The following is an 11163-nucleotide window of genomic DNA, read 5'->3' as shown; positions in this document are numbered from 1 at the left end:
CGGCGACCGTCCAGTCAACGCCGCCATCCACCCTGCTGGCCTGCCCATCAACACCTCCAAGGACGAGGCGTTGCGACGACCGATTGAATTCGCCCTGTGAGCCGTGATCGGTGTGCATGACCGCCCCGGCGAGGCTGCCTCGGGTGCGCTCGGCGGCGGCCAGGGCGTCGGTGACGAGATCGATTCGCATGTGATCCGCGATCGCCCGCCCTGCCAGGCGGACCGCTTCCGCCTTGAACTCCGGCGGATAGTGCTTCATGACCACGGGACATCCGTTCTCCTGGACCACCAAGATCCAAGTGTGTCGGGTGTCCAAGATCCCGGGTCAAGGCCCGCCTGCTCAGTCGAGCAGGTCGTACGCGCCCGGCTCCCAGTCGGCGAACAGTGTCAGCGCCTTCTCTGTCTCGGTGCGTTCCGGTGTGGTGGCGGTGGCCGGCCACCAGTTCTCGACCTGATGCGCGTCTACGAGGACGAAGCCGCGGTACCCGTCAAAGTCACCTGGGTCTCCTGCTACGCCGATATGGATGGGTGCGTCGTCAGGAAGGTCTTTCAGTGCGTCGCGAAGCTGCGCAGCGTTCCAGACCTGCGGTGTGTGCTCAAAGACATCAGTCATGCGCACAGGTTGCCGCACCGGGCTGCCTGGTGGGTGGAGACACGGCTGTGGCCCGGGCCAGAGCACTGATCCGGGGCACGGGGGCCGGGGTGAAGAACGCATCACCGGTGATGAACGAACCCAGCCGCGGCACAAGGTACCGGCTGGTCCGGCGGTCACCCGGTGTCGGGGAGGTCCCAGTCATCAGGCAAGTTGAACAGGCGCTGCGCACGTCGTTCATTCTCCTGTCGAAGCGCGGTGATCCAGGGCCAGGGGTCTTCGGGCTGGAGGTAGGGGCAGACGGTGCGGTGCGCGATCCGGCACCGGGTGCCGGGGAGGGGTTCGGCGTCCCAGAGGTTCATCGCGGCCCCGTCCGAGGTGATGATCCAGCGCCGACGCGGGGGCACGGTGTGGGCGGGGACGGTGATGCGGGGTTCGAGGAGAACCCAGTGGCCTTCGTAGTGGGTGGCGTAGCGGTCTTGGCGGAGGTCGCAGAACGGGCAGTCGGGTGAGGCGGGCGGCCGTGGGGCGGTGGCGCCTTCGAGGAGGGCGTGGAATGCGTTGTCGGTACTGTCCGAGCCTGGTGTGGTGTTTCCGGTGTCCCCCATGCTTCACAGGGTCCGGACGCGCCATTGGTGCGGGTAGGGCGCGATCCAGCCGTGCCAGGTGGGGGAGAACATGCCTGGTGCGCCACGGGATGCCCTGTGAGGCATATAGCGGCACAGCAGCCCCTCGGGCTCAGGCTGAACCCGACGCCGAAGGAGAGGGGACTGACCGGTCCCTCTTCACGACCTTCCCTCCGGGCGGACCTCTGTGCGCACTCGAGCGATGTGGGCCGCGGCTCGGGTGGCTGCCACGACCAGTCGGCCCGACCGCTCTACTCAGGCTGGGTTGAGCGCTTGTACTCATGCCCGGTGCACCCTGCGCGGCGATGATCGGTGCAGCGGCGCAGCCGACAGCGCCGGTTTGGTCCAGCTGAGACGATTATGGAGAACCTCTCATGCCCCGACGTATCGTTCTGTCCGTGGCCGCCGGTGTCGTCGTCCTCGGAGGTGCCGGGGCCTTCGCCCTCGCCCCCGCCGGGGAGCAGCCTCCCTCTCTGACGCACAGCACTGCCCGCTACGCTGCCCCCGACGGCGACCGTGACGGCTCGTTGGCCTTCACCACTGACGTCACGGCGTCCTCTGGCGTCAAAGACGTGAAGGTCCTGGCCTGGCCGGCGAACTCTTCCTTCGCCGAGCAGGGGCTGACCACCGAGGACATGGCGGCCGTGGAATCGGCCGTCTGCAAGCCCTTCGGTGAGGACACCGTGCGCTGCACCTACGCGGTCACCGTCAGCCGCGCCGAAGCCAAGGCGTCCCCACGTGGTGTCTGGCACGTCGCCGTCCTGGCCGGCGCCGAAGACGGCACCACGACGTTGGACACCAAGGCGGCCGACTTCACCGTTGTGTGACCCAAACGCGCATGTGATGGTGGCACGCGTGCCTTGGCACTGAGCGCGCGCATCGCACGGGTCTGCCGCTCAACCGCCTTCGTGACGGCCTGGGGTCGGCCGACGGCCGCATGCGCTATAGTTGATCTTGGAAGTTCGCCGCAACTGAAGGCGACCGACTCTGCGTTGGTGGTCCAAGGAAAGACGCCCCGCTTCCTGCGGGGAAATGCAGGTGCAAGGCCTGCCCAGCGCTCGCTCACGAAGCCCTTCCCTCCACCGGGGGAAGGGCTTCGTCACGTTCTCCGCGCGCCCGGGAGAACTTCCGCGCGGCCTTCACCCACGAAGACCCCACAACAGGGACCGCGAGGTGCGCAGCACCGTGATCTACCAGGTCCGGCAGGCCTGGGGCCACCTCGCCTCGGCGACATCGACTCCGCTCTCGATCTGGGTCGCCAGGTCATCGACACGATCGGCGGTGTCAACTCCGCCCGCACCACCAGCGCACGCCGACGATTCCATCCGGCGCGGGCACCGGGACAGGTGAGACCACCCCGGTGCCGACAGCCCACCTCTGCCGCGGTGGCGGCGCGTCTCAGCGGACTGTCACGTTGAAGACCGGCGAGGTCGCGGTGCCGCTGACGATGCGCAGGTCGTTCTTGCCCTTCAGCCCGAGCTCGACGCCGAGCAAGTAGGAGCCGTCCCGCGAGATGCTCGTGGACGCGGGCGGTTCGGCCGCTGGGAGGGCCGATCCGGTGGCCGAGGGGGTGCTGCGGCACTGCACCGAGATGGTCGTCGACCGGCGGTACATCGACATGCACGGCGCGTCCATCGTCGGGTTCGCCTTCGCGCACATGCTGGACTTCAAGCTGATGCCCAGGCTGAAGAACATCGGCTCCGCGAAGCTGTACCGGCCGGCGGTCGGTGAGGACGGCCGGCGCCCGATCCGGCAGGACCTGGCCGAGCGGGCGCACGCAAGGGCGGGGCCCTGACCGCTGCGGAATGTTGACTATGGCGCTTCTCGCTGACCGGGCTTACAGCTGAACCGCCCAAACTACGCGTCGCGGAGCAGACGTAGACAGAACACGCCCATCCACAAAAGCTCCAGAGTCCGCGTCAGTAAGCCGACACACGCTTATGAATGATCGAGGCTAAGAGGCTTGCAGGGAATCAGGGTGTTGATTTCCTGCAAGCCCTCAGCCCTGGGTCAGGCCCGGGCGATATTCCTGCCCGGCATCGGCTCCGCGAGTGCTGTCCGCCATTCAGGCGCACCGAAGGTGTCCGCGAAGTACTGCGTCTCGTGCACCACATGCCCGTGGGTAAATTCCATAATGCTTACTGAATAGGTGGGCACCCCGTCGTACGTGATGACACACTCGCTCACCCACAGATCCCCGCTGCCAACGATTCGGTGGACGGTGAAGTGCCGACTGGCAGGGTGCCCGCCACGTTGCGCCGAAATCGTCGCACGGCCCCGGAATCGTTCACCTGACTGGGGGTAGTCGAGGATCGCGTCCGCAGCGTAGATGGCGTGCTCGGCTTCGGTATCCCCACGTTCCGATGCCCGCCAGTGTTCCTCGAGTGCGGCCCTGGTCCGGATATCAGGGTCCATCGCATTGTCCCTTCTGTAGACGGCCGGAGCGATCCGGGGACCCGGGAACGCTAAGAGGCTTCCTCCCAGGATGCTGGGCCGTTGAACGTAATGGGAAGCGGTGACAGCGTAGACCGCCCGACGCAGCGACTCGGCTTTAAGGACAGCTGCGGATCAAGATCGGACAACTCGTCATGCGTGGAATTGCTTCGTGCCCAGTCCGGCGACACGTTCATGCCCAGTCCGGCGACACGTTCAGGTGAGAACGCTTCCGCGGCATGGAGTCGATTGACGCGCAGCACTTAACGAGCCCGGCCCGGTCGTCTTCGACATCGCCGCGGCTGACGAAGCAACCGCCACGCGGTCATGACGGAAATGGGCGATATCAGAGACCGGACCGCGCGACGGATTCCCGGGGGTCACGGCGCCGGTGTATGCGGATCCCGCCGCCTCACCGCGTGAACCCACCAAGCCCGTACCGGAGACCATGCCCGGGGTCGGTCCGGCCGGGTGGGTGCCTGCCCCTCTGCTCCGGCCCGTCGTTCCCCCGGCGCAGGCGCCCGCGAGGTAGGCAGGCCGCTGCGGTCCCGTGCTAAACCGTGAGCAACATCGCAACCGTCACTATGGCCAGCAGGCCGATGTACGCCCAAGCGTGGATGTGATCAGGGATCCGCGGCGGGCGCCGCCGCAGCATCGCGATCACCGGCAGAGCTCCGAGGAGCAGCGCCGAGGCGGCGCGGAGGTCGATGAGACCCACCAAGTGCACGTGCGCGTCCGCGGCGGTGGGGATCGCGGCGCCGCCCAGGGACAATGCGGTGGCCGGGAGCGCGATGGTGAGCGTGAGGGGGTTGGCCAACGCTGTCGCCACGTCCATCGTGTGCCCGGCCCGCCGCATCGCGGGGACGGTCATGACGCTGCCTCCCACGCCGAGGAAGGCAGCGACCGCGCCGACCGGAGCGCCGAGGATGGCCGGTAGCGAACGCGGAGCATCGGAGGTCGCTTCAACACGAGTGCGCGGGCGCAGGAAGCCGGGGCGCAGGAGCAAGTCGGCGAGGGTGAGAGCGACGTACGCGACGAACGCCCAGCGGGCCAGATCGGCCGGGGCGAGTCGCGTGGCGAGCGCGCCGGCCGAGGCACCGGCCGCCAGCAGGAGGAGCAGCGTGCCGCTGCCGCGGAGCGCGAGGAGCACCCGCTGCGGTGTGACGGCCGTCGCGAACCCCGCGTTCACCACCATCACCAGAGCGGAGGTGGCCGTCGCCACTCGCATCGCGTCCGCGCCGAGCGTGGCGTCCGCCCACACTACGACCGGCACCGCGACGAACCCGCCTCCGAACCCGAACAACACCGTCGTCACCCCGGTGAGGAGTCCGATCCCGATCAATGCCACATCGTCCATGGGTCCCACTCCACCAGCTCCGACGGACTTCTCGCATGCGATGGTCGGTGCCATTCCTTTGCGTCTCGGCCAGTAGGGTGGCCGGGTGAAGAACGTTTCCCTGGACGGCATCGACCACGTCGACCGGGCCGTCCTGCCGATCGGCACCGACTACCCACCCGGCCACGTACTGGACTGGCACGAACACCGGCGCGCGCAGTTCCTCTATGGCGCCACCGGGGTCATGGTCGTCGACACCGCCGAGGGCAGCTGGACCGTTCCGCCCGAGCGCGCCGTTCTGATTCCGGCCCTTACCCGGCACCGGGTCCGCATGATGGGGGTGAGCACCCGGAGCCTGTACATCGAGCCGGAGGCCATCCCCTGGTGGCCCGCCACCTGCACGGTCGTGGATGTTTCGCCGCTGCTGCGCGAACTGCTCCTGGTCGCTGTCGAGTTCGAGGTCGACTACAGCCTTTCCGGGCGGGAGGGAAGCATCGCCGCGCTCCTCCTGTACGAGATCGCCGACCGCTCCCCGCTCCCGTTCCACGTCGGGATTCCTGCCTCCGTCGATCTCGCGAGGCTCTGCCGCGAGTACCTGGCCGCCCCTGACGTCGGCGTCACCAACGCCGCATGGGCTGCAAGGACGGCCATGAGCGAACGGGCCTTCACCCGGCGCTTCCGCTCCGAGGCAGGTGACAGCCCCGCGGTCTGGCGGGCCCGCGCCCGCCTGCTCGCGGCCGTCCCGCTGCTGCGCACCGCCTCGGTCAGCGAGGTCGGTGGCCGTCTCGGCTACGCCTCTCCCGCCGCGTTCACCGCCGCCTTCACGCGCGCCTTCGGCATGCCTCCGTCCCGCTTCGCCGCGAGCCGCCAGGGCGGCGGTCTCAGCCGCAGCCGCAACTCCTGACGGCACCCCGATGTCTCCGCACCGGTCCGGCGAACCCCGAGTCGTACGCCACTGCTGTGCTTGACGTTCAGGCGGTCCTGGCACCTCCGGACGGACGTCAAGAAGCGAGGGGGTTGGTTCGAGTTGCTCCTGGGCGGGCGTCAGATGCCAGGCCATCTTTCCTGGGAGGTATTCCACTGTGGCGGCATGCGGTCGCGATGCCGACATTGAACCCGACGGCACCATCCCGACAGGTGACTGTCGCGGAGCGCAAGAATCGTCACCTTTCCGAGCGGTGCTGCTCGGTGAGGCGCGGTTGATGTGAAGGACCGGATCGCGGCCGGGTGGGCACCGATCAGGGCGCGCCTGGGTCAGGACCGGGAACGGGCCGCCGCCGCGTTCGCCCGCTGACCGCGCCCCGGCTCCAATCGGATCTCGCGCCCCTGCCACCGTCGGCGAAGCCAGCGGTCGTGGCTCGCGAGGACGATCGCGCCGGGGCCGGTCCTCAAGGCCTCCTCCAGTTCGTCGCACAGGCGCGGGGAGAGATGGTTGGTGGGTTCGTCGAGCAGCAGCAACTGGGGCGGCCGGGCCACCAGGAGGGCCAGTGCGAGCCGTCGGCGCTGGCCGACGGACAACTGGCCGACGGGTTTGTCCAAGTCCGCCGCGTGCATCAGACCGAGCGAGCTCAGCGGCACCTCCTCGGCGCGCGTCGCCCCCAGCAACAGCTCGTAGGTGTCGTGGACCGTGCGGTCGTCCCGGGCGAACACGGTGTCCTGGGTGAGCAGCCCCACCGTCAGTCGGCGCCGCCTGCGCACCTCGCCCTCGGCGGCAAGCTGTCCGGCGAGCACGGCGAGCAGCGTCGACTTGCCCGCCCCGTTGCCGCCCGTGACCAACAGCCGGTCGGTTGCGGATACCTCCAGGGCGTCCAGAGCGAGCCGGCCGGAAACCCGTACGTCCCGCAGAGACACCAGGGACTGCGGGCCTTCCTCCGCCCGCGCGGCCAGTTCCCCGGCGGCGAATCGCAAGGGGCGCGGCGGCTCGGCGACCTGGGTGCGCTCCAGTTCCTCCAGCCGCCGCGTGGCATTGCGCACCCGGCGGGAAATCTGGTTCTGCACCCGGCCCGCCCGGTGGCCGTAGCCCATCTTCTCGTTGTCCTGGCGTCCCCGGTCCGGCGCGATCAGGTGCGCCGTCACGCCCGCCGCGTGACGTAGTCCCTCCAACTCCTCCTGCTCCTCGGCGTACCGCCGCTCCCAGTGTTCTCGCTCGGCGCGCTTCTCACCCAGGTAGGCGCTGTAGTTGCCGCCGTAGCGGACCGGGCCGTCCACCGTCGGGTTGAGGTCGACCAGGTGGGTGCAGACAGCATCAAGGAACGCCCGGTCGTGACTGGCGACCACCGCAGCTCCGGGCAGGCCCCGGATCTGTTCCTCCAGGAAGGCGGCGGCGCCGTCATCGAGGTGGTTGGTCGGCTCGTCCAGCAGCAGCGCCGACGGCCGTCGGACAAGCAGCGCGGCCAGGGCGAGTCGGCAGCGCTGTCCGCCAGACAGGGAGCCGAGAGTGCGGTCGTGTCCGACCGCGCCGAGGCCCAGCCCGTCGAGCACCAGGGCCGCGCGGCGATCGGCGTCCCAGGACTCCCGGTCCTGGGCCTGCTCAAGCCGCCTGCCGTAGGTGTCGAGGAGTTCCTGGTGGCCGGGTGCGTCCTCGGGGACACGGGCGAGTTCCTCGCCGAGCCGTTCGAGCTCCGTGACGTCCTCGCGGGCCTCGCGCAGCGCCTCGTCCAGCACGGCCGTGATGGACGAGGCGGCCTCGAAAGGCATTTCCTGCTGCAGGAAGCCGATGTCACCGGGGCGCGAGACGCTTCCTGCGTCGGGTTGGTCCACGCCGGCCAGTACGCGCAGCAGGGTGGACTTGCCGACTCCGTTCTCCCCGATCAGGCCGATGCGGTGGCCGGGGGAAGCGGTCAGGGAGACGCCGTCGAGAACACGACGGCCCCCGAGGTTGCGGACGAGTTCGTGGGCGAGCAGAGCGGGCTGGGGCACAGAAAACCGTCCAACGTGATCGATGGTCGGCCCGCCGGGCACAGGGCCTCGGACGCGGGCTGCTCAACACGCCGACGGTTCACACCGCGGGGGCTCCGGTCTCCTCGAGAACTCCGTCGGCGAGCCGCAGCCAGCGATTCACCCCGATCTCGGCAAGGAACCGCTCGTCGTGGCTGATCACCATGAAGGCGCCCCGGTACGAGTTGAGCGCGCTCTCGAGCTGGCCCGCACTGACCAGATCGAGGTTGTTGGTCGGCTCGTCGAGCAGGAGCAGATGTGGGGCCGGTTCGGCGCACAGCACGCAGGCCAGGGTGGCGCGCAACCGTTCACCGCCGGATAGCACTCCCACCGGCAGGTGTGCGCGGGAGCCCCGGAAGAGGAATCGGGCGAGCAGGTTCATCCGCTCCGCTTCGGGCCGCTCGGGGGCGAACGCGGCGAAATTCTGCGCCACGGTGCGGTCCAGGTCCAGGAGGTCCAGGCGCTGCGAGAGATAGGCGACCCGTCCGTCGTTGCGCGCGATCTCCCCGCTGTCCGGTGCGAGATCACCGGTGATCAGCCGCAGCAGGGTGGTCTTTCCGGCGCCGTTGGGTCCGGTCAGCGCGATCCGCTCGGGGCCGCGGATGGTCAGGTTGACGCCGCCGTCGGCGAACACGGCCTGACTGTCGTGGTGCACCTGCATCCCCTCGCCGAGGAAGAGGTTGCGTCCAGCGGGCACTTGGGTGTCGGGCAGTTCAAGAGCGAGGCGCTGTTCCTCGCGCAGGGCGCGTCCGGCCTCCTGTAGCCGGGCCTTGGCCTCGCTGACCCGGGACGCGTGCATCTGGCCGGCCCGCCCCGCGGACTCCTGCGCGCCGCGCTTCATGTTGCCGGCGAAGATGCGGGGTAGGCCTGCGTTCTTGAGGTTGCGGGCGGCGTTGCTCTGGCGGCGCTCGGCGCGCTCGCGGGCCTGCTGCATCTCCCGCTTCTCCCGCTTCAGCTCCTGCTCGGCGTTGCGGACGTTCTTCTCCGCGACCTCCTGCTCGGCGCGCACGGCCTCCTGGTACTCGGTGAAGTTGCCTCCGTAGAAGCGCAGTTCGTCGCTGGTGAGTTCGGCGATACGTTCCATGCGGTCGAGCAGCGCGCGGTCGTGGCTGACCAGCAGCAGGCAGCCGTTGAAGTCCGCCAGCACGTCGTAGAGCCTGTACCGGGCTTCCAGGTCGAGGTTGTTGGTCGGCTCGTCGAGCAGCAGCACGTCGGGGCGCCTGAGCAGTTGGGCGGCGAGGCCGAGGGAGACGACCTGGCCGCCACTGAGCGTGCTCAGGCTCCGATCCAGGGCGAGGCCGACCAGCCCGAGACGGTCGAGCTGGGCGCGGGTGCGCTCCTCGATGTCCCAGTCGTCACCGATGGTGGTGAAGTGCTCCTCGCTCACGTCCCCGGATTCGACGGCGTCCAGGGCGCGGATCACCGCGGCGATGCCGAGCACCTCGGCGACCGTGAGGTTTCCGGTCAGAGGGAGGCTCTGCGGGAGGTAGCCCAGCGTTCCGTTGATTGAAACCGAGCCGGTGGCGGGCTTGAGTTCTCCGGCGATCAGCTTGAGCAGCGTGCTCTTGCCGGAGCCGTTGGGTGCGACCAGGCCCGTGCAGCCGGTGGCCACGGTGAAGGAGAGGTCTGTGAAGACCGGGGCGTCGTCAGGCCAGGTGAAGGACAGGTTTGAGCAGACGATGGCAGCGTCGGACATGGAGCGACCTCGAAGAATTAAGGGCAGACAGACCTCTGCCCTGGGCAGTGTGGGAAAAAAGGGGAACGACGAACGAGCCACGCCGACAGCACTACTGAGCGCTGTCCGGTGGCCGGTCAAATCCGGATCTCACCCGGAGATGTCGTCTTCACCCACCACGTCTGCCACTCCTCGATTCCACAATGCAGTAGCTCGTACGGTAGCAGGTGTTGCTCCCTGCCTGGTCCGGGGAGTGTCTGCCCGAGCGGCTTCAGCATCGCTGCCATGGGTATCGGCGGGGGCCGGCCATGTTTCGCCAGCAACCTGCCGACCTGCCGAGCAGTCTGAGTGAGCGTTTGATTCTTGGTTGCCGGTTTCATTCGCGGTCGAACACGCCGCGGCCCTGGGCATCGGCATGGAAATCTCCCAGCGCAAGCCCGGGGCCGGGGGCTTCACCGCAATTCCGAAGCGGTGGGCCGTCGAGCGCGGGGATGGCTGGTGCTCCACCACCGCCCGGGCCGCGGCTCCGGAGCCCTGCCCAACCGCTCCGAAGCCGTGATCGACCTCATGGTCCGTCGCCTCACCGGGGAAACCACTGTGTCCTGGAGCGACCCGACACTTGCAGGATGCAACGCGATCCACGGGATGAAACGCCGGGAGAGGGCGGCCTCTAACGTTTGTAGCGGGTGTGTGTGGTGTGCCATATGTAGGAGGCGGTGATGTTTTCGATGGTGCGGGCGTGGTGTGTGAGTGGGTTTTCGTTGTGGGTGAGTTGGGTGATGTGGTGGCGGGTGGTGGTGGCTTGGTTTTCGCACATGCGGGAGGCCTGGTGGAAGGCTTCTTCGAGGTCGTATTTGTGGTGTTGGATGAGGAGTGTGGGGAGGCTGAGGGGAGTTGGGTTGCCGTGTTTTGTTTCTTTTGCGTATGAGGCGAGGTCGTTGAGCCATCCGGCGAGGTCGGCGGCGGCGTTCTCCAGTTCTCGTACTGCTGTCGAGGTTCGTTGGTTTTCGGTGAGTTCGTATGTGTCGGCGATTTCTGCGGTTGTTATGAGGGTTCGGACGAAGACGGTGTGTGGGCGCATCGCGCGGTAGTCGTTGAGGGTGATCTGGTCGGGTCTGTTGTGGTGGTGGGCTTCCCAGAGGATGCCGAAGAGGTTGTCTCGCAGGTGTGCGGTGAGTCGTAGGTATTGGGTGGGTGTGGTTTGTTCCCGGTAGCGGTGGAGGAGGTTGTGCAAGGCGGCGGTGTAGGGGTCGTTGTCGGTTGCTGGTTGGTTGTGGCCGGCCAGTAGCTGGACGCAGTGGCTGATGCGGCGGGTCAGGCGGGCGGTGTCGCGGTGTCCTTCGGTTTCGCCGTGTGTGTCGTCGAACGCGGTGAGCCATAGGAAGAGGTCGGTGCAGAGGGTGAGGGCGTCGGGGTTGGTGGTGGGTAGGGCGCGTGCCATTCCTTGGGCGGTGATGTTGCAGAGGTTTTTTGTTTCGTGGGATGAGGTGATCAGGGGGTAGGTCTGGAGCCAGTGGGTGGTGTGTTGTTCGGTGGTGTTGGCGTGGGGGTTGGTGGGGAAGGG

10 protein-coding genes and 1 pseudogene are annotated in these 11163 nt (G+C 68.1%); 3 read left to right on the top strand and 8 right to left on the bottom strand.

Features of this window, described 5'->3' with window-relative positions; genetic code table 11:
• Positions 1 to 97: 97 nt before the first annotated feature.
• From ACFU8Q_RS33585 to ACFU8Q_RS33575, 3 genes and pseudogenes are all read right to left on the bottom strand, one after another.
• Positions 98 to 220, bottom strand: a pseudogene (locus ACFU8Q_RS33585) (IS3 family transposase); the annotation flags it as partial.
• Positions 221 to 340: 120 nt separating this feature from the next.
• Positions 341 to 613, bottom strand: a complete 273-nt coding sequence (locus ACFU8Q_RS33580) for a DUF6225 family protein (RefSeq protein ID WP_384461518.1) — start codon at positions 611 to 613, stop codon at positions 341 to 343.
• Between the two features lie 155 nt (positions 614 to 768).
• Positions 769 to 1200, bottom strand: coding sequence for a DUF6083 domain-containing protein (locus tag ACFU8Q_RS33575; protein WP_384461515.1), 432 nt, complete (start codon positions 1198 to 1200; stop codon positions 769 to 771).
• 392 nt (positions 1201 to 1592) lie between these two features.
• On the opposite strand from ACFU8Q_RS33575, the gene ACFU8Q_RS33570 reads away from it, so the two are divergent.
• Together ACFU8Q_RS33570 and ACFU8Q_RS33565 are read left to right on the top strand one after the other, a co-directional pair.
• On the top strand, positions 1593 to 2045 hold the full coding sequence (locus tag ACFU8Q_RS33570) for a DUF5707 domain-containing protein (protein WP_384461513.1): 453 nt from the start codon (positions 1593 to 1595) through the stop codon (positions 2043 to 2045).
• A gap of 686 nt (positions 2046 to 2731) precedes the next feature.
• Positions 2732 to 3013 (top strand): Tn3 family transposase, encoded by a 282-nt coding sequence (locus ACFU8Q_RS33565; protein WP_384461510.1) that lies wholly within the window; start codon positions 2732 to 2734, stop codon positions 3011 to 3013.
• Positions 3014 to 3228: 215 nt separating this feature from the next.
• On the opposite strand, the gene ACFU8Q_RS33560 is transcribed toward ACFU8Q_RS33565, so the two are convergent.
• Positions 3229 to 3633, bottom strand: a complete 405-nt coding sequence (locus tag ACFU8Q_RS33560) for a nuclear transport factor 2 family protein (protein WP_384461508.1) — start codon at positions 3631 to 3633, stop codon at positions 3229 to 3231.
• 571 nt (positions 3634 to 4204) lie between these two features.
• Positions 4205 to 5008: a sulfite exporter TauE/SafE family protein gene (locus ACFU8Q_RS33555; RefSeq protein ID WP_384461505.1), complete on the bottom strand. Its 804-nt coding sequence runs from the start codon at positions 5006 to 5008 to the stop codon at positions 4205 to 4207.
• 85 nt (positions 5009 to 5093) lie between these two features.
• Between ACFU8Q_RS33555 and ACFU8Q_RS33550 the strand changes: the two genes are divergently transcribed.
• On the top strand, positions 5094 to 5891 hold the full coding sequence (locus ACFU8Q_RS33550) for an AraC family transcriptional regulator (protein ID WP_384461503.1): 798 nt from the start codon (positions 5094 to 5096) through the stop codon (positions 5889 to 5891).
• Between the two features lie 350 nt (positions 5892 to 6241).
• Here ACFU8Q_RS33550 and ACFU8Q_RS33545 read toward each other — a convergent pair whose 3' ends face one another.
• From ACFU8Q_RS33545 to ACFU8Q_RS33535, 3 genes are all read right to left on the bottom strand, one after another.
• Entirely contained in the window at positions 6242 to 7906 is a 1665-nt protein-coding gene (locus ACFU8Q_RS33545; protein WP_384461500.1) for an ABC-F family ATP-binding cassette domain-containing protein, read from the bottom strand.
• 79 nt (positions 7907 to 7985) lie between these two features.
• Positions 7986 to 9620 (bottom strand): ribosomal protection-like ABC-F family protein, encoded by a 1635-nt coding sequence (abc-f, locus tag ACFU8Q_RS33540; RefSeq protein ID WP_384461497.1) that lies wholly within the window; start codon positions 9618 to 9620, stop codon positions 7986 to 7988.
• A 649-nt stretch (positions 9621 to 10269) separates the two neighbouring features.
• A partial coding sequence (locus ACFU8Q_RS33535; protein WP_384461494.1) for a terpene synthase family protein occupies positions 10270 to 11163 on the bottom strand: 894 nt, incomplete at its 5' end.

It is taken from the genome of Streptomyces sp. NPDC057543 (assembly GCF_042801895.1).
Classification (GTDB): domain Bacteria; phylum Actinomycetota; class Actinomycetes; order Streptomycetales; family Streptomycetaceae; genus Streptomyces.
The sequence above is the reverse complement of the archived record's forward strand: the minus strand, read 5'-3'. Positions and strand labels throughout refer to the sequence as shown.

Coding starts and splice junctions, on each gene's coding strand:
- abc-f (WP_384461497.1), bottom strand. CDS start 9,620: ATGTCCGACGCTGCCATCGTCTGCTCAAACCTGTCCTTCACCTGGCCT.
- ACFU8Q_RS33580 (WP_384461518.1), bottom strand. CDS start 613: ATGACTGATGTCTTTGAGCACACACCGCAGGTCTGGAACGCTGCGCAG.
- ACFU8Q_RS33565 (WP_384461510.1), top strand. CDS start 2,732: ATGCTCGTGGACGCGGGCGGTTCGGCCGCTGGGAGGGCCGATCCGGTG.
- ACFU8Q_RS33555 (WP_384461505.1), bottom strand. CDS start 5,008: ATGGACGATGTGGCATTGATCGGGATCGGACTCCTCACCGGGGTGACG.
- ACFU8Q_RS33560 (WP_384461508.1), bottom strand. CDS start 3,633: ATGGACCCTGATATCCGGACCAGGGCCGCACTCGAGGAACACTGGCGG.
- ACFU8Q_RS33575 (WP_384461515.1), bottom strand. CDS start 1,200: ATGGGGGACACCGGAAACACCACACCAGGCTCGGACAGTACCGACAAC.
- ACFU8Q_RS33570 (WP_384461513.1), top strand. CDS start 1,593: ATGCCCCGACGTATCGTTCTGTCCGTGGCCGCCGGTGTCGTCGTCCTC.